This is a genomic window from Collinsella aerofaciens, assembly GCF_039752775.1.
Taxonomy (GTDB): Bacteria; Actinomycetota; Coriobacteriia; order Coriobacteriales; family Coriobacteriaceae; genus Collinsella; species Collinsella aerofaciens_R.
Genome location: NZ_JBDMGT010000019.1, coordinates 16,723 through 39,133 on the forward strand (window position 1 = coordinate 16,723; position 22,411 = coordinate 39,133).

Annotated in this window: 19 protein-coding genes; 13 read left to right on the plus strand and 6 right to left on the minus strand. The window is 60.5% G+C overall.

The genetic code is table 11. The annotated features are described in order from the left end of the window. Nucleotides 1-2 precede the first annotated feature (2 nt). The 10 genes from ABHR63_RS06315 to ABHR63_RS06360 all read left to right on the plus strand — a co-directional run bounded on the left by ABHR63_RS06315 (nt 3) and on the right by ABHR63_RS06360 (nt 11,241). The gene (locus tag ABHR63_RS06315) at nt 3-926 is read left to right on the plus strand and encodes a PTS sugar transporter subunit IIAB (RefSeq protein WP_271747338.1); all 924 of its coding nucleotides are present in this window, start codon (nt 3-5) and stop codon (nt 924-926) included. Nucleotides 927-962: 36 nt separating this feature from the next. Next, nucleotides 963-1,757 carry a PTS mannose/fructose/sorbose/N-acetylgalactosamine transporter subunit IIC gene (locus ABHR63_RS06320; protein ID WP_022095161.1) on the plus strand — a complete coding sequence of 265 codons (795 nt, stop codon included), beginning with the start codon at nt 963-965 and terminating at the stop codon, nt 1,755-1,757. Nucleotides 1,758-1,770: 13 nt separating this feature from the next. After that, a complete protein-coding gene (locus ABHR63_RS06325) occupies nt 1,771-2,604 on the plus strand; it encodes a PTS system mannose/fructose/sorbose family transporter subunit IID (protein ID WP_138374389.1) in 834 nt (277 codons plus the stop codon). Between the two features lie 199 nt (nt 2,605-2,803). Then, a complete protein-coding gene (locus ABHR63_RS06330; protein WP_229026344.1) occupies nt 2,804-3,787 on the plus strand; it encodes an SIS domain-containing protein in 984 nt (327 codons plus the stop codon). Between the two features lie 86 nt (nt 3,788-3,873). Further along, nucleotides 3,874-4,503: an HAD family hydrolase gene (locus ABHR63_RS06335; RefSeq protein ID WP_035136782.1), complete on the plus strand. Its 630-nt coding sequence runs from the start codon at nt 3,874-3,876 to the stop codon at nt 4,501-4,503. Between the two features lie 354 nt (nt 4,504-4,857). Next, entirely contained in the window at nt 4,858-5,865 is a 1,008-nt protein-coding gene (locus tag ABHR63_RS06340; RefSeq protein WP_035136783.1) for a YitT family protein, read from the plus strand. A gap of 218 nt (nt 5,866-6,083) precedes the next feature. Beyond that, nucleotides 6,084-6,803, plus strand: a complete 720-nt coding sequence (locus tag ABHR63_RS06345; protein ID WP_006235129.1) for a GntR family transcriptional regulator — start codon at nt 6,084-6,086, stop codon at nt 6,801-6,803. A 590-nt stretch (nt 6,804-7,393) separates the two neighbouring features. Then, nucleotides 7,394-9,370, plus strand: coding sequence for a RecQ family ATP-dependent DNA helicase (locus ABHR63_RS06350; protein ID WP_084591734.1), 1,977 nt, complete (start codon nt 7,394-7,396; stop codon nt 9,368-9,370). A gap of 2 nt (nt 9,371-9,372) precedes the next feature. Beyond that, nucleotides 9,373-10,128 (plus strand): GntR family transcriptional regulator, encoded by a 756-nt coding sequence (locus tag ABHR63_RS06355; RefSeq protein ID WP_346964787.1) that lies wholly within the window; start codon nt 9,373-9,375, stop codon nt 10,126-10,128. A 144-nt stretch (nt 10,129-10,272) separates the two neighbouring features. After that, nucleotides 10,273-11,241: an SIS domain-containing protein gene (locus tag ABHR63_RS06360; RefSeq protein WP_195624905.1), complete on the plus strand. Its 969-nt coding sequence runs from the start codon at nt 10,273-10,275 to the stop codon at nt 11,239-11,241. A gap of 132 nt (nt 11,242-11,373) precedes the next feature. Here ABHR63_RS06360 and ABHR63_RS06365 read toward each other — a convergent pair whose 3' ends face one another. Next, nucleotides 11,374-12,351: an L-lactate dehydrogenase gene (locus ABHR63_RS06365; RefSeq protein ID WP_346964788.1), complete on the minus strand. Its 978-nt coding sequence runs from the start codon at nt 12,349-12,351 to the stop codon at nt 11,374-11,376. Between the two features lie 211 nt (nt 12,352-12,562). On the opposite strand from ABHR63_RS06365, the gene metA reads away from it, so the two are divergent. Both metA and ABHR63_RS06375 read left to right on the plus strand, forming a co-directional pair. Beyond that, on the plus strand, nt 12,563-13,489 hold the full coding sequence (metA, locus tag ABHR63_RS06370) for a homoserine O-acetyltransferase MetA (protein WP_117773265.1): 927 nt from the start codon (nt 12,563-12,565) through the stop codon (nt 13,487-13,489). A 443-nt stretch (nt 13,490-13,932) separates the two neighbouring features. After that, on the plus strand, nt 13,933-14,895 hold the full coding sequence (locus ABHR63_RS06375) for a hypothetical protein (RefSeq protein WP_346964789.1): 963 nt from the start codon (nt 13,933-13,935) through the stop codon (nt 14,893-14,895). Between the two features lie 167 nt (nt 14,896-15,062). On the opposite strand, the gene ABHR63_RS06380 is transcribed toward ABHR63_RS06375, so the two are convergent. From ABHR63_RS06380 to ABHR63_RS06390, 4 genes are all read right to left on the minus strand, one after another. Continuing rightward, entirely contained in the window at nt 15,063-15,659 is a 597-nt protein-coding gene (locus ABHR63_RS06380; RefSeq protein WP_346964790.1) for a 5-formyltetrahydrofolate cyclo-ligase, read from the minus strand. A gap of 146 nt (nt 15,660-15,805) precedes the next feature. Beyond that, entirely contained in the window at nt 15,806-16,135 is a 330-nt protein-coding gene (locus tag ABHR63_RS06385; protein WP_346964791.1) for a type II toxin-antitoxin system HicB family antitoxin, read from the minus strand. Next, nucleotides 16,128-16,391, minus strand: coding sequence for a type II toxin-antitoxin system HicA family toxin (locus ABHR63_RS10025; RefSeq protein WP_430392748.1), 264 nt, complete (start codon nt 16,389-16,391; stop codon nt 16,128-16,130). The genes ABHR63_RS06385 and ABHR63_RS10025 overlap by 8 nt, the downstream gene beginning before the upstream one ends. A 381-nt stretch (nt 16,392-16,772) precedes the next feature. Further along, nucleotides 16,773-19,817 carry an insulinase family protein gene (locus tag ABHR63_RS06390; RefSeq protein WP_346964792.1) on the minus strand — a complete coding sequence of 1,015 codons (3,045 nt, stop codon included), beginning with the start codon at nt 19,815-19,817 and terminating at the stop codon, nt 16,773-16,775. A 527-nt stretch (nt 19,818-20,344) separates the two neighbouring features. Between ABHR63_RS06390 and ABHR63_RS06395 the strand changes: the two genes are divergently transcribed. Further along, the gene (locus ABHR63_RS06395) at nt 20,345-21,811 is read left to right on the plus strand and encodes an ATP-binding protein (protein ID WP_346964793.1); all 1,467 of its coding nucleotides are present in this window, start codon (nt 20,345-20,347) and stop codon (nt 21,809-21,811) included. Between the two features lie 100 nt (nt 21,812-21,911). On the opposite strand, the gene ABHR63_RS06400 is transcribed toward ABHR63_RS06395, so the two are convergent. Beyond that, nucleotides 21,912-22,403, minus strand: coding sequence for a hypothetical protein (locus tag ABHR63_RS06400; RefSeq protein WP_346964794.1), 492 nt, complete (start codon nt 22,401-22,403; stop codon nt 21,912-21,914). Nucleotides 22,404-22,411: the final 8 nt, after the last annotated feature.

Genomic DNA, 22,411 nt, shown 5'->3' on the forward strand with positions numbered 1-22,411 from the left:
AGATGAATCAGATCATTCTCGCATCTCATGGCGGCCTGGCCGCAGGCGCCAAAGACACGCTCGAGATGGTTCTCGGCGACGTGTCGAACGTCCACGTCGTGTCGCTTGCTCGTGACGACAAGGAGCCCATCACCAATAAGGTTGAGGCTATGATCGCCACGTTCAACGCGGACGACACCGTCTATGTGCTGACCGATATGCTCGGCAGCTCGGTCAACAACAGCATGGTCGAGCTTTCCAAGAACGGCACGAAGTTCACGGTTGTCAGCGGTTTCAACATCCCGTTGGCGCTCACGCTTGCTATGAGCCCCGCCCCCGTCAAGGGCGCCGAGCTCGCGGCCCTCATCAATGAGGCCCGCACCGGTCTGACCAACCCCAACGCACCGGTCGAGGCCGCCGCGGCTCCCGCCAAGAAGGCCAAGGCGTCCCGTCACAGCTCCGGTCCCGCCAAGATCGTCCTCGCACGTCTTGACTACCGTCTGCTGCACGGCCAGGTCGTCTTTACTTGGACCACCAAGGTTCAGGCCGAGCGCATCATCGTCGTCGACAACGCTGCCGCCAACGATGACATCAAGAAGGGCGCTCTTAAGCTGGCCAAGCCCCAGGGCGTGCGCCTGAACGTCTTCACCGTCGAGCGTGCCCTCGCCAAGATGGATAAGCTCAACACCCTCGGCGAGCGCGTCATGTTCGTCTTTGGCAACACTGCCGAGATGCTGCAGTTCTGTCAGGGCTACAAGCTCGACGCCATCAACCTGGGCGCCACCGCCAACCACGACGGTGCCGATCAGGTCGGCGGCAAGGACAGCTCCGTCTTCCTCGACGCCACCCAGAAGGCCGACGTCAACCAGCTGCTCGACATGGGCATCAAGCTCTATGTCCAGCAGACCCCTACGTATCAGAGCGTCGACATCGACGCCAAGCTGTAATCAACCAGGCTTTTGCCTGACTGAAAGGAGAAGGGTATGAATACGTTCATCAGTGCGGTGCTCGTCGGCCTCGTCGGCGTGTTCTGCATGTGGGACTCCCGCCTGCTCGGTCGTCTTAACTTCGAGCAGCCCCTCGTTGGCGCTACGCTCGTCGGTCTGCTGCTGGGCGATGTGCCCACCGGCCTTGCCGTCGGTGCCGCCGTCGAGCTCGTGTCCATGGGCCTGGTGCAGGTCGGCGCCGCCGTTCCGCCCGATATGGTCCTGGGCGGCATCGTGGCCGCTGCCTTTGCGTGCCTGACCGATGCTTCCGCCGAGACCGCCATGACGATCGCCATCCCGGTCGCCGTCCTGGGTCAGCTCCTCGGCATCGTGTTCCGTTCCATCATCGCCGCCCTCACCCATGTGGCAGATAGCGCGATCGATAACGGAAAGTTCAAGACCGCCTACCGTATGCACATCTGCGCCGGCTCCGGTCTGTACGCCATCATGTACTTCCTGCCGATTTTCCTCGCCGTCTTTGTTGGCACCGACCTGGTTCAGGCCATCGTCAACATGGTTCCCGAGTGGCTGTCCACTGGTCTTAACGTTTCGACCAAGATCATGACCGCCTACGGCTTGGCCCTGCTGCTCACCATGATGATCAAGAAGGGTATGACTCCGTTCCTGTTCATCGGTTTCCTGCTCGCCGCTTACCTCAACCTGTCCGTCATCGCGGTCGCTCTGATCGGTGTGTGCCTGGCTGTCGTCTTCATGGGCTTCAAGTTCAACGGTTCCCATGCAGCCGCCGGTGTCGATTCCGACTACGATCCGCTCGAAGACGACGAAGACTAAGGAGGAACACACTATGGCAACCGCAACCAAGGACGTGTCCCTGAACAAGAAGGTCAGCCAGTTCTTCTGGCGCTCCTGGGCCATCCAGGCCTCTTGGAACTACGAGCGTCAGATGAACATGGGCTTCCTCTACGGCATGGTTCCCACGCTCGACCGCCTCTATCCGGACGAGTCCGACCCCAAGCAGCTCGCTGCTAAGAAAGAGGCTTACCACCGTCACATGGCGTTCTACAACTGCACCCCGCAGACGAGCGCCTTTATCCTGGGCCTCACCGCCTCCATGGAGGAGGAGTACGCCAAGGATCCCGAGAACTTCGATCCCGATTCGATCAACGCGGTCAAGACCTCCCTCATGGGTCCGCTTTCCGGCATCGGTGACTCCTTCTTCCAGGGTACCATCCGCGTTATCGCTTTTGGCCTGGGCGTTCAGCTGGCTCAGCAGGGCTCCATCATGGGCCCGATCCTGGCCATGCTCATCTCCATCGTCCCCTCTGTGCTGATCACTTGGTTCGCAGCCAAGATGGGCTATCAGGGCGGCCACGAGTACCTGAGCAAGCTTCAGGGCGGCGACCTCATGGAGAAGCTCATGTATGTCTGCGGCATCGTGGGCCTTATGTCCGTGGGCGGCATGATCGCTACGCTGATCGGCGCCACCACCCCGCTGCAGTTCGCTGAGGGCACCGTTGTTATCCAGGACATCCTGGACGGCATGATGCCCCAGATGATCTCCCTCGGCCTCACCGGCCTTATGTACTGGCTCATCAAGAAGAACGTCAACACCGGTTGGCTTCTCGCGATCGCCATCGTGGGCGGCATCGCCCTCTCCGCGGCCGGCATTCTGGCCTAGTCGCGACCAAGCGCCTAACCGCTTTCCCCCGGGGGCCTGCCTGGCATCCCATACCCCAGGCAGGCTTCCATCCCCAAAATGCGACAATGGGACAGTCCCCTTGTCGCATCCTCAACGGACCGGCGACTCGGTCCAAACCACAGTAACCCTGCGAGCGCCCGGCAATGTGGCGCCGCAAAAATCGAAAGGAATGTGTCAGATGTACGAGATCGACCTTAACCTCCCTAAGCAGATCGTCGCTGACGTCCTGTCCAACCACGAGATCCACAGTGTCGCCTTCGTCGGCTGCGGTGCTTCCATGTCCGACCTGTACCCCGCCAAGTACTTCCTGGCCAACAACACGGACAAGCTGAACGTTCAGATCTTCACCGCTAACGAGTTCAACTACGACACGCCTTCCTGGGTCAACGAGCACACCTTCGTGATCACCTGCTCCCTCGGTGGCTCCACGCCCGAGACCGTCGAGGCCAACAAGACCGCCAAGAAGCACAACTGCCCGGTCGTCTCCCTCACCAACAAGGCTGGCTCCGCTCTGACCGTCGACGCCGACCACGTCATCGTTCACGGCTTTCACGCCAACTTCGCTGCCAAGTGCGAGAAGCCCGGCTATGCCATCGCTCTTGCTCTCGAGATCCTTCAGCAGACCGAGGGCTATGACAAGTACGACGACATGATCACCGGCCTCACCAACGTCTTCGATCTCTGCGAGAACGCTGCTCAGTCCTGCAAGAAGCTCGCCAAGAAGTTCGCTGAGGACTTCAAGGACGACAAGATGATTTACTTCATGGCCTCTGGTGCCTCCGAGAAGATGGCTTACTCTCACGCCGCCTTCCTGTTCACCGAGATGCAGTGGATCGACGCCGCCGCCTACAACACCGGCGAGTACTTCCACGGCCCGTTCGAGGTTTCCACCGAGGGTAAGCCCTACGTCTTCTTCATGTCCGATGGCGCTACCCGTCCGATGGACGCCCGCGCCCTCACCTTCCTTGAGCGCATGGGCGCCAAGGTCGCTCTGATCGACTCCAAGGACTACGGCCTGGCTGACGCCGTGCCCGCGAGCGTCGTCACCTACTTCAACCCGCTGCTGCACCTCGCCGTTATGCGCGAGTACGGCAACCAGATCGCTGAGGCCCGTCAGCACCCGCTGACCATGCGTCGCTACATGTGGAAGCTTTCCTACTAATCACAAGTAAGTAGACCTTACGGGTTGATTGAGAGGGGATGGGGTTTGCGCCCCGTCCCCTTTTTTGCTATCGAAAGGAGATACGTATGATCAAGGCAGTGCTGTTTGACATGGACGGCGTGCTGGTCGATACCGAGTGGTTCTACAACCGTCGTCGCGTGGCGTTTATGGAAGAGAAGGGCTTTCACTTTGACGAGATCCCCGATCTTTCGGGGTCTAACGAGCCCGCCATTTGGAAGTCGCTGGTACCTGACGATGTTGAGCTGCGCGAGCGCCTGCGCGTGGAGTACAAGCAGGTCTACAGCCCAGACCATCCCGTTCCGTATGCCGAGCTGCTCAACGAGCAGACGGAGCCGGTGATGCGCAAGCTGCACGAGCGCGGCGTGAAGTGCGCCATCGCAAGCTCGTCCTATCGCGAGCTCATTGACGAGCTGGTGGGGATTGCCGGTATCGCCGACGTGCTGGACTACACCATCAGCGGTCACGAGTGCAGTGCGTTTAAGCCCGACCCCGAGATCTACCTGCGTGCCATGGAGGCGCTGGGTGTGGAGCCTACCGAGTGCCTGGTTATCGAGGACTCGCCTTTGGGCATCGAGGCTGGCAAACGTTCCGGCGCCCGCGTCCTGGCACTGCGCCCGCACGAGGGCGTCAACCTCGATCAATCGCGAGCCGATGCCGTTATTGATAATCTGACCGACATTTTGGCCGCTTTGTAGTGTCAATCCGCCGCGAGAAGCACGGGTTCAAACGTTTTTTGCGGTGGACTGGCTCAATTTGGTTTCGATTTTGATCCGTTTGGCTTCGATTCGGACTAAGTGAGTAGACTTTTTGGTGCAGGACGAGCACAAAGCGCATCTGCTCTAGTAAAACCGCAGGTCACAGGGGTGGCGGTTTTGGGTGTGCTCTGCAGGTCGCGTAAAGTCTACTCACTTGTAATTTGGGCCTTTGGTCGTGGGGTTGCTGGTCCCGCTTTGGTTGTCGAGAGAGGGTGAATTGAAGCGCCCCCGCACGCTCCATGCTACAATCGCGGACATACCCCACAACTACATCTGCCTTCGAAAGGAGCCTGCGTGGCGAACGCCATCGATCAGCTCACGGACCGAGTGCTCGTACTCGGCCGCCTCACCATCGTCCGCCGCGCTATTACTGCCGTGGCGGTCACGATTTCCGCCGTTCTCCAGACATTCCTGATCCAGGCGTTCATTCAGCCCGCCGACTTGCTTCCGAGCGGCCTCACCGGCGTTGCGGTCCTGCTCGATCGCGTTACCTCGCTGGGCGGCGTTCACATCGACATCTCGCTCGGCATGCTTGCGCTCAACATTCCCGTGGCGCTCCTATGCTGGAGCGGCATTAGCAAGCGCTTCGTCATCTTCTCGATGATGCAGGTCGTGCTCTCGTCGCTGTTCCTCAACGTCTTTCACTTCGCTCCATTTTTGGGCGACAAGATTATGCTCATCATTTTTGGCGGCGTGGTCTCGGGTCTGGGCGCTGCCATCGCGCTAAAGTCCGGCGCATCTACCGGTGGCACCGACTTTATCGCGCTGTGGGTCTCCAACCACACGGGCAAGACCATCTGGGGCGTTATCTTTGGTTTCAATTGCTTTATCCTGGCGATCTTTGGCTTTATGTTTGGCTGGGACAACGCGGCGTACTCCATCGTGTTCCAGTTTATTTCGACCAAGACCATCGACAGTTTCTATCGTCGCTACGACCGCGTGACGCTGCAGATTACGACGCGCAAGGCAGACGAGGTCATGACTGCCTACGTAAACCATTTTCAGCACGGCATTAGCTGCGCCGAGGTCGTCGGCGGATACAGCCGCGAAAAGATGTACCTGCTGAACACCGTTGTTTCGACCTACGAGAGCCAGGACATTATCAAGTTGGTGTGCGACGTTGATCCCGGCGCCGTGATCAACGTGTTCCACACGCTCAACTTTGTGGGCGGCTGGTGGGGCGGTCATGTCGACGAGCCCATGCCCACGGCCGTTCCCGATCCCGACAAGCCCGCACGCATGGCCAGCAGGCAGGCGCGCCTCAGCGAACAGGACAGCCTGCAGCAGGATGACGGCAAGTAGGGTATTGGCATTTTGCCGGTCCTGCGCAACCCATCCGAACGAGCCCCCCGAAAGCCCCGTTGCTTTCGAGGGCTCTCGTTTGCCCAGATAAAACCTACCAAAATGAAGCTGTCGCTTTTTGGTAGGGAGGGTGTATCGTTTTATCAATATGAGGTAACATGAAACTAGACGTTATATACGTATTAGAAATTTAGCTATTTTGATAAGAGTGATCAGATATGCCTGCGCCCAAAAATGCACCGCTTTACCAGCAGATTTATGACGAAATCAAGGATGCGATCGAGAAAGGTGTTTATGCACCCAAGGAGCGTATTCCGTCCGAGCTTGAACTAGCCGAGCAGTACGAGGTGAGCCGTATTACGGTGCGCCGCGCTGTCGAGGAGCTGTGCTCCGATGGTTACCTGGTTAAGCAGCAGGGCCGCGGCACCTTTGTCTCCACGCCGCACATCAACCGCCAGTTTCACGCCTCGACGCTGCAGACGTTTACCGCGCTGTGTGCCGGCAACGGCATGAAGGCCGGTGCGCACGTGATCGATCGCCAGATCGTTCCGGCGCGCCAAAACGAGATGGAGTTCTTTGGCCTGCAGAAGGATGCGCTGCTGCTGCATATCAAGCGCGTGCGTACGGCCGACGGCGAGCCCATCTTTGAGGAGAACATCTTTGTGCCGTTTGACGCCTACCGTGAGCTGTTGACGGCCGATCTTGAGGACAAGTCGATTTTTGCCGAGGTCGAGCGTGTTGGCGGAACGCCGATTGTCTCGGTTGGCTACCGTACGGTCGAGGCCGTTCGAGCTAACGCCGAGCAGGCGGCCGAGCTGGGCATTGCTCCGCACGATCCGCTGCTCAACCTGCGTGCCGGCTTTACCGGTCCCGATGACGAGCCGGTTTTGATGGGTAAGCAGTACTACGTGGGTAGCCGCTACGTCATGGTGATGTAGGGTTGGTTCCGCCGTTCTGACGAACGGCGGACCGGCCGACGCTGCGCCTTTGGTTACGCGGTTTTACCAAACCGCGTAACGGCTCGACGCTGCAAGCCCGCCAGAGCGGCAATCTGCCTTTCAACTTCGGCGGCATGATCAGAAGTTTTGTTCCGCCGTTCTGACGAACGACGGACCTGTCGACGCTGCAAACGCCCCTAAGCGGCAATCTGACGTTCAATCGTCGGTCGCGTACCGAAGTACGCTTCCCTCCTCTTTCACGTCACCTTGCTCGCTTAGGGGCGTTTTCACTGACTTATGCTCAACCGGCAACGTTTTCGCGCTTGTCAAGATGGTCATTGGGGACGTTCTTAAACGACTAGTCATTCAAGAACGTCCCCAATGACTACCTGCAGAATGAGCGTGGATAATCTCCCGTTTTTGGCTCGGTGACGGTCTCAAAGTGGGAGATTATCCACGCTCGTTTGGCAAGTGTCCGAAAATCCACGGTTGCCCGCCTTGGATCGTATTGCCCGTGGCCGGCAGCCGCGCGGTACCGGTCCGCGTGGCGGCGTATAATCGGCGGCAGATGACTTGGACGTTAGGAAACCATGACCGATAGCATGCAGCAGATGGCGCTTGACACGCTCGGCGCCTATTTTGGCTACACCTCGTTTCGCCCGGGGCAGGACCGCATGGTGGATGCGATTCTTGCAGGCCGCGATGCGCTGGGTGTTATGCCCACGGGCGCCGGCAAGTCCATTTGCTACCAGGTGCCCGCGCTCATACTGCCCGGCATCACCTTTGTGGTGAGTCCGCTGCTGTCGCTTATGGAGGACCAGACCCGTGCGTTGCTCGCGGCGGGTGCGCGACCCAGCTATCTCAACTCCAGCCTTACTCCGGCCCAGCAAAATACCGTGCTCAAACGGGCGCGCGAGGGCCGCTACCAGCTTATGTACGTGGCGCCCGAGCGTCTGCTCGAGCCGCGCTTTTTAGCCTTTGCGCAGGAGGCTGCGGCGGACGGCGGCATTGGCGTGCCGCTCGTGGCCATTGACGAGGCCCACTGCGTGAGCCAATGGGGCCAGGATTTCCGTCCCGCCTATCTGCAGATTCGTGAGTTCATCGATTCCCTGCCGCAGCGCCCCATCGTTGCGGCCTTTACCGCTACGGCGACCGAGCGCGTGCGTGCGGACATTCAGCAGATGCTCGGCCTGCAAAACCCCGCGACGGTGGTGACGGGCTTCGATCGCAAGAGCCTCTACTTTGGTTGCGAGGAGATGGGCGACAAGGCCAAGACTGCCTGGGTGCGCGACTACGTGATTGCGCATTCGAGCGAGAGCGGCATCGTGTATTGCTCGACTCGCAAGACGGTCGATGCGCTGGCGGGCGAGCTTGCCGAGGCGCTGGGACCCAGTGGCATTCGCGTGGGCCGTTACCATGCCGGCATGGGCAACGACGCCCGCCGCCAGAGCCAGCGTGCCTTTATCGACGACGACATTCAGGTGATGGTTGCCACCAACGCCTTTGGCATGGGCATCGACAAGCCCAACGTGCGCTACGTGATCCACAACAACGTGCCCGAGAGCATCGAGGCATACTACCAAGAGGCGGGCCGCGCTGGCCGCGATGGCGATCCGGCCAGCTGTCACTTGCTGTGGAACGGTAACGATTTTCGCATGCGCCGCTTTTTGATCGACCGCGGCGATGCGGCCGACGAGGCGCTCGACGACGAGCAGCGCGCGTGGGCGCTCCAGAACCGTTATCGTCTGCTCAGCCAGATGGAGGGCTACTGCAATACCACCGGCTGCCTGCGCGAATACATGCTGCGCTACTTTGGCGACGAGGCCGCGGCCGAGCATGCGGCAGCCGCCGCGGGCGGCACGGCAGACGACGCCGAGGGCTGCGGCAACTGCAGCAACTGTCTCACGCAGTTCGAGGTCGAGGACGTCACCGATATGGCCCGCGCCGCTGTGCGTTATGTGGCCACGCGTCCCATGCGCTTTGGCAAGTCGCTCATCGCCGATGTGCTTCACGGCGGCAACACCGAGCGCATTCGCCAGATGCATTTGGACGAGGACTGCGGCTACGGTGAGCTGTCGAGCGAATCGGTCGGGCGCATCAAGGATATCATCGGCCAGCTGTGCGGCCGCGGTTATCTGGCCACCTCGCAGGGGCAGTACCCAGTCGTGGGACTGGGTCCGCGTGCCGGCGAGGTCGAGGACGAGGCGTTCGCCTTTACCGTTAAGCGTCGCGCGTCCAAGCGCAAGGCCTCGGCCCGCGCCCGCCGCGCCGTCGATCTGCTGCGCGAGGAGGCCGAGCTGGATCAGCGCCCGCGCGTTGGCGACGATGCCGAGCTGTTCGAGCGCCTGCGTGCCCTCCGCAAGGAGATCTCGACCGAGCTGGAGATGGCGCCGTATATGGTCTTTTCCGACAAGGCCCTGCGCGGCCTGTGCCGCCTGCGTCCGCAGACGCGCGAGGAGCTGATCCAGGTCAACGGCATTGGCGAGAAAAAAGCCGACGCCTTTGGCGAGCAGTTTATGGCGGCGATTGAAGAATTTGAGTCCGAGCATGCGCGGGATGGAGCGTAACGATGGCATTCGACGATAAAACCGACCGCACTGACGTGCCCGCCGTGCCGCTGTACCAACAGGTCATGGATGACCTAAAGGGCGAGATCGCGCGCGGTGTGTACCCCGCCGGCTCGCGCATCCCTGCCGAGATGGAGCTCGCGAAGTCCTACGGCGTGGGGCGCATCACCGTGCGCCGTGCCATCGAGGAGCTGTCGCGCGCGGGGTATCTCAACCGCCAGCAGGGGAGGGGCACGTTTGTGTGCGCTCCCAAGCTCAAGCGCAAGATTCGCCAGAAGGGTGACGTCCAGAGCTTTACTGAGGGTTGTGCTGCCAACGACATGGTGCCGGGTGCGCGTCTGGTGTCGCGCACGGTGGTCGCGGCGACGCGTGAGGACGCGGCGTTTTTTGGGGTGGAACCCGGCTGCGAGCTCATCGTTGTCGAGCGCGTGCGCACGGCAGACGGCGTGCCCGTCATGCTCGAGAACAACGCCTTTGTGCTGGCCGACCATCCCTATCTGCAGACGCTTGCCGACAAGGACCTCACGGACAATTCCATCTTTGCGCTCGTTGCCGAGCATTCGGGCCGCGCGCCGCTCAAGTCCGACCCCTGTACCGTGGAGATTGCGCTTGCTGATGCTCAGGCGGCCCCGCTGCTGGAGGTGCCGGTCGGCGAGCCGCTCTTCTATATGGAGGCGTACTTTACCGATGCGGACGAGCGGCCCTTGCTGCTCGGACGCCAAAAGATCGTGGGCTCGCGCTACGTGTTCGACATCTAACGTCCATAGATAGAACAACATAGAACAAGTTTGGTGAAATGACTTCACGAGCGTCGTCGTGCGTGCTATAAATAGGACAACATAGAACGACCGCAGGTACGAGCTGTCGTCGTTCAAAACCGCCACACAAGGAGGAAAACCAGGATGAACGCACATGATCTGGTTCAGGAAATCATCGAGCGCAAGGGCAAGATTGAGAACGTCTTTTGGATCGCTTGCGGCGGTTCGATGATCGACCTGATGCCGGCCAACGAGCTGCTCAAGCGCGAGGCCACCACGTTTACCTCGACGGTCTACACGGCACGCGAGTTTTGCCTGATGGCCCCCAAGAGCCTTGGCGAGAAGTCGCTCGTTATTGCCTGCAGCCACAGCGGCAACACGCAGGAGGTCGTCGACGGTTGCGAGATGGCGCTGGCCGCTGGCGCCGAGGTCGTTGCCCTCACCGACTGCGAGGGCTCCAAGATCGATAACGGCAAGTGGACCACCTGGGTCTACCCCTGGGGCGAGGGCGTGCCGCAGACCGAGGTGCCTCAGGGTATCGGCGCTCTGATCGCCGCCGAGCTGCTCGACCAGCAGGAGGGTTACGAGGCGCTCGCTGACATGTACACCGGCCTTAAGCAGATGGATGCGCTGTTGCCCGCTGCCCGTGAGAAGGTCAACGCCGAGCTGGGCGATCGCTTTGCCGAGCTCTGCCAGCAGCATAAGTTCTTCTATATCCTGGGTTCCGGCCCCAACTTTAGCCAGACCTACGCCATGGCGATCTGCTCGCTCATGGAGATGCAATGGCAGCACTGCTGCTACATCCACTCCGGCGAGTATTTCCACGGTCCCTTCGAGGCTACCGAGCCCGGTGTGTTCTACTTTGTGCAGCTCGGATCGGGCGAGTGTCGCCCCATGGAGGAGCGCGCGTTGGCGTTCCTCAACACGCATACCGATACGGTTATGGTGCTCGACGCGCTCGAGTACGGCGTGGGCGACGTGCCCGCCAGCGTGCGTTCTTACCTGGAGCCGATCTTCTTCTATGCGATGAGCTGCGAGCTGCGCGCCGCCCGCGGCAAGGTCTTCGACCACAGCCCCGAGGTCCGTCGCTACATGGGCATCGAGCAGTACTAAGTAACGGGAAAAGCATTCACCTTCGATTCGCAAGGGCACTGCGTGAGTCAAAAAAGCGGGCCGCGCCGGGGATTTCCGGCGCGGCCCGCTTGGCATCGCGTTTAGATTCGCAAGGTTGCGGCAGCCAGCGGCCTACTTTGCGTCGTAGGCCTCGGCGTCCCACCAGTCGAGCTGGGCGATGTTGTCGCGGATGTGCTGGCAGCTCTTGTGGAAGCCCTCGAGCTCGTACTCGGACAGGTCGAGCGTGTAGACCTCCTCGACGCCCCCGGCGCCGATCACGCACGGCAGGGAGGTAAAGATGCCCTCCTCGCCATACTGGCCGGTCATGAGCGTGGAGGCGGAAAGCACGGCGTGCTCGTTGTGCAGCACGGCGGCGCAGACGCGCGCGGCGGAGTTGGCGACAGCGTACTCGGTGCACTGCTTGCCCTGGTAGGTCACATAGCCGCCCTTGCGCGCGAGCTCCTCGACCTCCATGTGGTCAAAGGCGTACTTGTCGGGGTTCTCGGCCTGAAGCTCGTTGAGGCTCTTGCCGGCGATGGTCGCGGCCTTAAAGGCAGCCAGCTGGCTAAAGCCGTGCTCGCCGATCATGTAGGCGTCGATGGACTTGGGGCTTACGCCGACCTTCTTGGAGATTTCGGTGCGCAGGCGGGCGGAATCCAGGCCGCAGCCCGAGCCGATGATCTTCTTGGGATCGTAGCCGGTCAGGTGCCACAGCTCGGTGCACACGACGTCGCAGGGGTTGGAGATGCTTACGAAGATGCCGTCGAAACCGGCGTCGACGATGCGCTTGGCAAAGGTGCGGGCGGCGTCGGTGGTAAAGAACAGCTCGCCGTCGCGGTTGCCGGCGGCCAGCGTGACCTTGCCGGCGGCGTTGACGATGACGTCGCAGCAGGCCAGCTCCTCGTAGTGGTCGTAGCAGTTGACGATCTTGGTGTTATACGGGACAAACGAAAGGGAGTCGCGCAGGTCCTGGACCTCGGACGTCACCTTGGCCTCGTTGATATCGCACAGGTACAGCTCGTCGGCAATGCCCTGCATAAGCAGGCTGTTGGCGACATGTGCTCCTACGTGGCCCTGGCCGACCACACCGATCTTACGCGTCTGGTACATATATGTATCCTTTCGGCCGAGTTTTTCGCGTCGAACCATTGTAGCGTCCAGCTGCCACTTTGCTAGACTAAAGCGCCGTAGATTTTTGGCACATGCCTTAATCTCTACTTTTGGAGTGATTTGGGCCGCTGACGGCATCGCTGGGCGATGTGCTCGCGCGGATAGGGCTGCTCGTTGTACCATAGCTGCAACTGACTCGTAAGGAGCATCCATGCCCATTCGCATTCCCGACGCCCTCCCTGCCGCCGCGCAGCTCGAGAGCGAGAACATCTTTGTCATGACCGAGTACCGCGCGCTGCACCAAGACATCCGCCCGCTGCGCGTGCTCATCCTCAACCTCATGCCCACCAAGATCGCCACCGAGACGCAAATCATGCGCAAGCTCTCCAACACGCCGCTGCAGGTGGAGGTGGACCTGCTGCGCACCAAGACGCACGAGGCCACGCATGTGAGCGCCGGCCACCTGGAGACGTTTTACCGCACGTTCGACGACATCCGCGACATCCACTACGACGGCCTGATCATCACGGGCGCGCCGGTGGAGCAGATGCCGTTCGAGGAGGTCGACTACTGGCCCGAACTCTGCCAGATCATGGACTGGTCTACCACGCACGTGCACTCCACGCTGCACATTTGTTGGGGCGCGCAGGCGGGCCTGTATCACCACTACGGTATTCAGAAGCACGACCTGCCGGCAAAGGCGAGTGGCGTGTTCGAGCATTATCTGGTGAAGCCGCAAAGCCCGCTGGTCCGCGGCTTTGACGACCGTTTCTATGCCGTGCATTCGCGCAACACCGATGTGCGCCGCGAGGACGTGGAGGCCGAGCCGCAGCTTGAGGTCGTGGCCGTGTCCGACGAGGTGGGCCTGTACATCGTCAAGTCGACCGACAGCCGTCGCTTCTTTGTATTTGGCCATCCCGAGTACGATACCGACACGCTGCGTCTGGAGTACGAGCGCGACGTGAAGCGCGGGCTCAACCCCCAGGTACCGGCGCATTACTTCCCAGGTGACGACCCCACTGCCGAGCCGCGCAACGTCTGGCGCAGCCAGGCTCAGTTGCTCTACACCAACTGGCTCAACTACTACGTCTACCAGACCACGCCCTACGACCTAGCTCGCGCCGGCGAGGAGCACTAGGCTACGGCTGCTGCTGTGCCGGCGGCGTGACGAGCGTGGATATCCGGACGGACGAGCGTGGTTTTTCGGACATTTACAAATCGAGCGTGGATAATCTCCCACTTTTGGCTTGAAACTAGGCTCAAAACGGGAGATTATCCACGCTCATTTTTTAGGCATGTAGATGCCGATGGCTCGGCTAAGCGACGGTGCGTGCAGAGGCAAAGTCGCATTTGGCGTAGTCTTGAATCTCGACGGGTTTTTCTTTCTGATAATCCGATGGACCAAGGCCTCAAAATGTGGAGACAGGGACCTCTCGACAACCGCCCTACCTGCAGATATAAGACATCAGCCTAAAACGTCCAAAACCGTCAAGCATTTGGTCAGCGCCTGGACGGTATTTGGTCAGACTTCGCATGAAACCGTCTGGTACGTTTGCGCCGTTCCAAGATTTGGGAGGCGACATGGGAAACATGACGGCGAATCAAAGGCTTGCAAGTCACATTAAAGCATGCGAACAGCAGATGAGCTGCGTGTACGCGCGCACGGCGGCGGAGGCAAAGCAGATTCAGCGGCGGGCGGAGGCGGGAAGTCTCGAAGCGGTCATGCCGGGGCTGTATGCGCGTCCGGAATACTGGTCCGAGCTCAAGTTTCGGCAGCGTTATCTGCATCGGGTGCGGGCGCTTGCGCAAAAGCACCCCGACTGGACATTTTGCTCCTATACGGCGGCTGTTATCTATGGCCTTTCGGTTTCGCATGCCAATTTGACGCACATCCATATCGCCGCGATGCCGCCCCAATCGACGACGCCGGGCTCTCAGGTCATTCGTCATCGCTATGCTCGTCAAACACGGGCCACCCAGATGGATATCGCCGTAACCGATATCGATCAAACGATTACGGATTGCTTGGTCGATGCATCGTTTGTCGAGGGACTGATCATCGCGGATTCGGCGCTCCATGAGCAACTTTTGTCGAAGGAGCATCTCGTTGAGACTGTCGACAAGCTTGGCCTGAATCGTCGCGGTGTTGTGACGGCGCGCAGGGTTGCACGATGTGCCGATGGGCTGTCGGAAAGCGGCGGCGAGTCCAAGGCGCGTGCCCTGATGATCGAGCGCGGCTGGCAGACGCCGGAGTTGCAAGTTGAGCTGTTCGACCCGGTTGAGCCGGGACGACCGTATCGCGTCGACTACTTGTGGCGCGTGGGCGACCGGCTGATTATCGGGGAGTTCGACGGATTTGTTAAAAGCGAGAAGGCAGCGGAGGAGGGCAAGCTCGCGAAGACGCAGTTCGATGAGCGCCAGCGCGAGTCGAGGCTTTCGCTGCTTGATAACTGCAAGATCGTGCGCTTGTGCTGGGATGATCTAAGGGATCCGACAAAGTTCGATCGCAAGCTCAAGGTCGCCGGCGTGCCGCGTGCGTGCTGAGGCAGTTGCAGAGCGTTTGGCTGCACAAGCGTGGAAAATCGGACGGACGAGCGTGGATTTTCGGACGCTTGTTGAATGAGCGTGGATAATCTCCCGTTTTTAGCTCGTAAGGGGGCTCAAAGTGGGAGATTTTCCACGCTCATCTTGCGGGTGCGATACAGCGGCGGCTAGGCGCTGACGATGTTGGGCAGCGACAGATCGTGGGCGTCGGTGGGAACGTGGTCGACGCGCTGTTCGTCAAAGGCGATGCCGGTGATTTGGCATGCGGGCGAGAGCGTGGGCAGGTAGCGGTCGTAGCAGCCGCCGCCGTAGCCCAGGCGCGCGCCGGTGCGGTCGAAAGCTACGAGCGGCACGACAACCATGTCGAGCTCGGCGGCGGGCACGATGGGGAAGTGGTCGCTGTCGACGTCCGTGGCTGCGAAGGCCCGCGTAGGGTGGGCGATAAACGGGGCCTCGGACGCATCGCCGGCAGAGACTGCCCGCATGCACATGCACTGGCCACAAGCCATGGCGTCTGTTGCCGAGAGCATGCACGGATAGGCCGCGCGCCAGCCACGCGCGACGGCCGCGGCGGCAAACGCGGCTGGGTCGACCTCGGAACCCATGGCGGCATAGACGGCAACGGTGTGCGGTGCCGCGGCACCCAAGCGATCCATCAGCTCAACAAGCCGCGCGCATACAACAGCAGACTTCGCCGCCCGCACATCCAAATCAATCGCATCGCGCCGAGCAATCACCGCCCGCCGCAACTCAGCCTTATCCATCCCAGCCTCATCTCCCAAACCTTCCAAAAAGGGACAGGTTTATTTTGGCAGGTTTTTTCTGGGCAAACGCGATATGGGCAGTAAAGTCACCGCAAATATGCCTGTGAACTGCGCCCTTTGTGGTTGTTTGGGCCTATGCGTTAATGCTATAACGCCGCAGCGATTGCTTCTGTCACAAACTTATTGAGTGACTCACCCTTCTTTGCCGCTGCCAGCGCTGCTTGCTTGTGGAGCTCGGAGCCCGTTCTTACGTTGAACGAGCCCTTAAAAGCCCGCTCGGGTTCCTTGCCCTTCTCGGCGCAAAACTCAAGGTAATCGTCGACGGCGTCGTGGAAGCATTGCTCCACTTCTTTAACCGTGGAGCCTTCAAATACGATTGCGTCCCTAATGCCGGTGACCATACCTGTTAGCATATGCTGTTCGGCATCGAACTCGACTGGGGCGAAATAGCCCTTGTATGCCAAAACGTTACTCATGACTACCTCCGACATCTTGCAGAAATCGAACGATGTTTCGAATGGTCCCCGCTGTCAATTCGTCAGATGGATGAGGCGCGTGCATTACGAACATCCTGCCATCTGATGGCCTGTAGAAGCGAACGCGCGATCCGGATGTCTTGCCTTTGTTGTCCATTTCAAAGCCATATGAAGCCATGACTTTTAAAAAATCGGTATACCGATACGTCGAAGGGCAGCTAAGCAGTTGGGCGATGAGTTTATCGATCCGCGTCATCCCGCCTCACATTCTGCAACTATATCCTAGTTGCAATTTAAGTCCGATGCAAGCACCCCTACTATAGAACAAGTGTTCGAATCAACACAAAGACACCTGTCCCCTTTGCGGTGGTTTTTGCTGAAGGGCGGGTGTCTGCGGCGGCTTGTCTCGATCTGTAACAGTAACTCGGCATAAATGGGCCTAGCTGTTACAGATCGAGACAAAGAGCCGGTGACATTCGGGAACGTCTCGATCTGTAACATCTGGAGCCGATATCGCTGTCTAGATGTTACAGATCGAGATAAAACTGGTGGGATGGGCTGAGCTGCCCCGCCCAAGCGGCGGAAAAAGAAAAGGTAGATTTTTAGGCATGTCCCAAAAATCTACCTTTTCTGTGCGTTAGGCCAGCAGGTCGATGACGTTAAAGCCGGCGCTGCTCTTGGCGATGACGTCGCGGCCGCCAAAGACGCAGGTGGGCGACTCGGCTGCGATGCGCGTCACATCGGCGCCGAGCGAGCGAAGCTCACCGGGCGTGGCGGCGAGCATCTGGGCGCGGCGCTCCTCGCGTGCATGTGGATCGAGCCCGGCCAGGTAGGTCGTGTTGCGGCGCTTGGTGAGCGCGTACGGCTTCACCGGCGCGTCCATGCCGCTCACGCAGCTCACGATAAAGCCCTCAAAGGCGGCCTCGTCGGGCTCAAAGCTGCCGAGCCATTCGCCTGCGCGCGCCACGCGCTCAATCGAGGGGTCGATTGCCGGGTCGCGGTAGGTGTAGAACGCCGCCTGACGCTCGCCGGCCGCGCGGAATCCGCAGCCGTACGCACCGCCCTTCACGCGGATCTCGTTCCACAGGTAGTCGTAGGAGAGCGCGTTGGCGGCAACCGCCCAGGCGCCCGTCACGTCAATGCCCAGGCGACGCGGATCGCACGCACGCGCGGCAAAACAGATGTCGCTGGGGATGACAAAAGCCTCGTGGCGGTCGCACGGCGCCGGCACCACGAGCGCGTCGCGGCCGGCATCGGCGCCGTCGCCAGCGTCCAGCCCCAGGTCGCCCGCGGCATCCCAGTACGCGTCAAAGTCCTCGTCGCTGCCGGTAAAGCTCGCCATGCAGCCGTCGGCCACAAAGATGCGGCCCGCCAGCTCGGTAAGCTTGGCGCGCAGGCCGTCCAGGCGCTCGTCAAAGTGGTCGAGCAGATCGCGCAGGAACAGATAGAAATCAACGCCCGAAAGCTGCTCGCGCACCACGGCCGAAGGCGAGCTGTAGCTCATCGCGCGACCGAGCGCCGCCGAGTGGCCGTTGTTGATAAAGCCCTGCTCAAGCCCAATGCGAATCTGCGTGAGCACGTCGCGCATGCGGTCGGCGTCGGCGTCTGCCAAAAGCGTGCTCGACCATACCTCGCGCGGCAGACTCGCCAGTGCATCGATCTTCTCGGACAGGGCGCCGGCGCTCACCAGCAGGTAGGGGCGCACGCCGTCCACGTCGGGCTGGGTCATGACCTCGGTCGTAAAGCTCAAAAAGCCCAGCTTGCCGGCGAGCAAGTTGTCGAGCTCCTCGGCCGAGTGCTCGCTCGTGGGCAGCTGTTTGAGCAGGCGGCAGAGCAGCGTCACATAGGGCAGGTCCTCAAACGCAACGCAGCTCAGATCGAAATACTGCATGGCGTAGGCCAGGCGGTTGGTGGGGATGCCGTGGCGCAGACAGGGGATAGGCGCAGTCGTGTCCACGACCAGCGGCGGCTCGGGGCGCGCCTCGCCAATGTCGGACACGCGCAGGCGCGGCAGCGTGGCCTTGGCCTCGGGTGTGTCTTCCGCCTCCTGCGCGGCGCGCAGCGCGGCCGTGCGCTCGACCACGTCGGCCAGCTCGGCATCGGTCATGGCATCGCGCTTGGCTGCCAGTTCGGCGGCCTCGGCACCCTCCGAACCCTCGGCGGCATCCACCGGTACCAACTCGACCAGCGCCATGTGGTCGTTTTGCAGCACCAGCTCGCGCAGCAGGTCCTCAAAGTAGCTGCCGTCCAGCTCGCCACGCAGCTCCTCGTACACCGGGCCGTACTTGAGCGCCAGCGTCGCGGCGTCGTCATCGTAGAGCCAGGTGCTCAGCGCGTCGCACGCAATGGCCACGCCGTCGGCGATACCGTAGTCGCGCTGGCGCAGATCGTACTCGTTGCTGCTGATGATGGCTTCCAGGCGCTCGCGCGGAACGCCGTGCTCGCACAGGTCGAGGCAGGCGTCCTGGAACACGCGACGCAGCTCGCGCGCCACGCCGGGCTGCGCGTTCTGCAGCATGATGAGCTCGTAGGGCTGCAGACTCTCGGCCGCGGTGTAGCTCACCACGTTGCCGCCCAGGCCGGCGGCCAGAATGGCCTTCTTGACCGGTGCCTCGTTGGAGCCCAGCAGTGCCTCAAACAGGATGTCCGCCGCGATCGTGCGCTTGCGGTCGAGCGCACTGCCCAGCACCAGGCCCAGGCCCACCAGGGCGTTCTCGGGCGTGGTGGCCATCTCGATGCGCTTGTACTCGCAGGTCACGGGCGCCTGCACGCCCAGCGGATTGGGCGCCAGCGTGGACGGGTCCTCGCCGGCGGCGACGGCAGCGTCCATGCGGCGGCTCGCGGCGCTCGGCTGCGACAGATAGCGCTCGTCCAAAAAGGCCAGTGCGCGGTCCACGTCCAGGTCGCCGTAGAGCGTGATGTAAGAGTTGGAAGGATTGTAGTGGCGCGCGTGCGTGTCCAGGAACTGCTCGTAGGTGAGTGTGGGAATCGCGCGCGGGTCGCCGCCGCTTTCGTGCGCATAGGCGGTGTCGGGGTAGAGCGCGGTGTTGACGGCGTCGTCCAGCACGCTCATGGGGTCGGACAGCGCGCCCTTCATCTCGTTGAACACCACGCCGTTATAGCGCAGCGCGCCCTCGCGCAGGCTCGCGGAGCTGCTGTCGCCCTCGCCCTCGGCGCTTTCTGGCAGATCCAGCTCGTAGTGCCAGCCCTCCTGCTCAAAAATGGTGGGCTTGGTATAGATGGCCGGGTTGAACACCGCGTCCAGGTACACGTCCATCAGGTTATACAGATCCTGCTCGTTGGTGGTGGCAACGGGGTAGATGGTCTTGTCGGGGTAGGTCATGGCGTTGAGGAACGTCTGCATGGAGCTCTTGATCAGGTCGACAAACGGCTCCTTGACGGGAAACTTGGCCGATCCGCACAGCACCGAGTGCTCAAGAATATGGAACACGCCGGTGGAATCGGCCGGCGGCGTCTTAAAGCCAATGGCAAAGGCCTTGTTTTCGTCGTCGCACGCCAGGTACAGCAGACGAGCGCCCGAGGCAGTGTGTCGCAGCACGTAAGCGTCCGAGTCGAGCTCGGGCACGGTCTCGCGGCGCTCGACGGCAAAGCCGTGGCAGGTAGTGCCGGGCACCAGCAGTGCAGCGGCTGCGGCGCGCGGGTCGGTTGAGGTAGTGGGCATATGCAGTCTCCTTTGACGCCCCAGCGGGGGGCGAATCGAGTCGAATCCTCGAGAGTATACCCATATGGAGCCCTCGACCAATCTGCCGGATGAGCGTGGATTTTCGGACACACGAGAGTGGATATTCGGACGCAAATTGAACGAGAGAGGATTTTCGGACGGAAACAGCCCCAAAACGCCAAAAACCGTCCGGAAATCCACTCTCGATTCTTGACCGTCCATCACTCATGCATTTCTCATCTCTCACTCATCTCTCATATGAGAGATAATAGAAAGATGAGAGATAAATATGAGAGATAACTGAGCAGCAAAGAGACAGGCAATCATGGTATTGTCTCAATACCGATTGTTCTACCAGCAAAAACATGTTTAAACGAAACAGATGGCAGACATCTTATCTTCTATCTCTCACTCATCTCTTATATGAGAGATAGCAGTAAGATGAGAGATAATTACGAGAGATAACTGAGAGACGAAGGAAATCTATTCGTGGCATTCTCCGCCGGACCGAGTGAAAGGACGTGCAGATGAACGAAAACGAGCTGACCGGTCTGCTCGAGTCTTTAAGGCGTATGGGCTCGGATGATCTTAACGTCGAAGTGAAGGAGAGCGCCACGACGCTTTCCCGCGATGTGTGGGAAACGGTGAGCGCATTCGCGAACACTGCCGGCGGAATCATCGTGCTCGGAGTGAGTGAGCGCGCAGGTTTTGTCCCGGTTGAGAACTTCGAGACCGAGAAAGTGCTCAACCAATTTGTGTCAGGCATGGGTGATGCGGGCGGTCGAGGAAAGCTGGCCAATCCGCCTAAATACACGATCGAGCGAGTGGAGCTTCAGGGCGTCATCGTTCTCGTCATTACGATTGAGGAGCTCGATCCGTCGAGCAAGCCCTGCTATGTCATAGAGCGGGGCGCCCAGGGCGGCAGCTACAAGCGCATCGATGACAAAGATGTGCCGCTTTCATCGACCGAGGTGCTCGCATTGGCGTCATGCGGTCGAGCGACTCCGAGCGATCGGGACGCGGTGGCGGGTGCGGGCGCGGACAATCTCGACGAGACGCTGGTCGACCGTACGATAGATCGGGCTTTCTCGTTGACGCCCCGGGCAATGCGCGGCGCGCCGGACAAACAAACGAAGCTGGAGCGCCTAAATATCCTTGATTCCCAGGGCAATGTCACCAAGGCTGGACTCCTAGTTGTGGGCACCTACCCTCAGCAGTTCTATCCCAAGCTCTTCATTGACGTGGCTGTCCATGCGGGAACTCAGAAGGGCATGGCGGGGTCGCTGAGGTTCATGGACCGCACAATCTGTGAGGGAACGTTGGGCGAAATGATCTCGGATGCCGTCGCAGCCGTCGCCAAGAATTTGCGGCGAACCTCGACCGTCCAAGGCGTCTCGCGTGTCGACTCGCTTGAGATTCCCGAGGAGGTTCTGCGCGAGGCAATCGCCAACGCCGTAATCCATCGAGAATACGGGGATCGGTTCTGTGGACAATCGATTGCCGTCGACGTCTTTGATGATCGTGTCGAGGTGACAAATCCTGGCGGCCTTTACGGGGGAAAGACTCGCGAGAACTTGTTTGACGGCAGCTCCCGATGCCGTAACGCGACTCTTGTGAAGCTCATGTCGATTGTCCCGCTGCCGGATGGCGCAGGTTCGCCGGCTGAGGGCAATGGCTCGGGCATCCCGATGATGATCGATGCCATGCGCGCGCATGGTCTGGCCGGGCCCCTGTTCTGCCCGGGATTCGATCGGTTCAAGGTCGTACTTTACCGTTCAAAGATCGAGCCGGTCGATCATGGCGGGGGCTTAATTGTGACGGCACTCAAACACTACGGCGAGCTGGGGACGCGCGAGCTGGCAGAGCACACAGGGCTCACAATTTCCCAGGTTAGGTCGCGCGTCAACGCGCTCATTGCTCAAGGCGAGCTTGAGCCCACGGCGCCGGCGACGAGCCGCAACCGCAAGTATCGACTGTCGGAGCGCGTGGGATAGATGCGTTAGTGGACGAGGCGACCCAATAATCGACCCTCGATTGGCGTCCATTAAGGTAAAGCGGTTGTTGCCCAGTCGACGGTGATGCTAAAGACTCGGCTTACGCCGGCATGGCCCCGAACCCGTCTATCAGGAACAGCCTAAGAACCAGCTTGATGACATTTCCCGGTTTGACTTCTGCCGCGTCAAAGACGTGGCGCTCGGCGAGCTCGCTGCAGTATGCATAGATGTCGCGGATAAGGTCCGCGCCCGAGAGCGTAAACATGTAGCCTGCGTCCGAAAGCGTATTGGGCGCGGCGGGCAATTTGGTCATGCGACAAAAGGTCAACAGGTCGGGCGCCATAGCGTCCTGGTAGCCAAGATGGCTGCCGTCTTCTTGTGCGACGAGTTCCAGCTGGCGTACTCGATTCAGCGCCGCTGCCAGCACAAAGCTCGGTGTGGGAGCATTGACGTCCTCCGTGCTCGCCACGAGTCTGCCCGCCGCCTGCGTGACAAGCCAAGCGACCTCGCGCTGGCAACGCACGGCCTTGCGCGTAACCGGCTTGATGGACGAAGAAGAAACGCTTCCCTTAGGCGGATTCGAAACAGCCACAAGAACCT

Coding starts and splice junctions, on each gene's coding strand:
- ABHR63_RS06315 (WP_271747338.1), top strand. CDS start 3: ATGAATCAGATCATTCTCGCATCTCATGGCGGCCTGGCCGCAGGCGCC.
- ABHR63_RS06320 (WP_022095161.1), top strand. CDS start 963: ATGAATACGTTCATCAGTGCGGTGCTCGTCGGCCTCGTCGGCGTGTTC.
- ABHR63_RS06325 (WP_138374389.1), top strand. CDS start 1,771: ATGGCAACCGCAACCAAGGACGTGTCCCTGAACAAGAAGGTCAGCCAG.
- ABHR63_RS06330 (WP_229026344.1), top strand. CDS start 2,804: ATGTACGAGATCGACCTTAACCTCCCTAAGCAGATCGTCGCTGACGTC.
- ABHR63_RS06335 (WP_035136782.1), top strand. CDS start 3,874: ATGATCAAGGCAGTGCTGTTTGACATGGACGGCGTGCTGGTCGATACC.
- ABHR63_RS06345 (WP_006235129.1), top strand. CDS start 6,084: ATGCCTGCGCCCAAAAATGCACCGCTTTACCAGCAGATTTATGACGAA.
- ABHR63_RS06350 (WP_084591734.1), top strand. CDS start 7,394: ATGACCGATAGCATGCAGCAGATGGCGCTTGACACGCTCGGCGCCTAT.
- ABHR63_RS06355 (WP_346964787.1), top strand. CDS start 9,373: ATGGCATTCGACGATAAAACCGACCGCACTGACGTGCCCGCCGTGCCG.
- ABHR63_RS06360 (WP_195624905.1), top strand. CDS start 10,273: ATGAACGCACATGATCTGGTTCAGGAAATCATCGAGCGCAAGGGCAAG.
- ABHR63_RS06365 (WP_346964788.1), bottom strand. CDS start 12,351: ATGTACCAGACGCGTAAGATCGGTGTGGTCGGCCAGGGCCACGTAGGA.
- metA (WP_117773265.1), top strand. CDS start 12,563: ATGCCCATTCGCATTCCCGACGCCCTCCCTGCCGCCGCGCAGCTCGAG.
- ABHR63_RS06375 (WP_346964789.1), top strand. CDS start 13,933: ATGGGAAACATGACGGCGAATCAAAGGCTTGCAAGTCACATTAAAGCA.
- ABHR63_RS06380 (WP_346964790.1), bottom strand. CDS start 15,659: ATGGATAAGGCTGAGTTGCGGCGGGCGGTGATTGCTCGGCGCGATGCG.
- ABHR63_RS06385 (WP_346964791.1), bottom strand. CDS start 16,135: ATGAGTAACGTTTTGGCATACAAGGGCTATTTCGCCCCAGTCGAGTTC.
- ABHR63_RS10025 (WP_430392748.1), bottom strand. CDS start 16,391: ATGACGCGGATCGATAAACTCATCGCCCAACTGCTTAGCTGCCCTTCG.
- ABHR63_RS06390 (WP_346964792.1), bottom strand. CDS start 19,817: ATGCCCACTACCTCAACCGACCCGCGCGCCGCAGCCGCTGCACTGCTG.
- ABHR63_RS06395 (WP_346964793.1), top strand. CDS start 20,345: ATGAACGAAAACGAGCTGACCGGTCTGCTCGAGTCTTTAAGGCGTATG.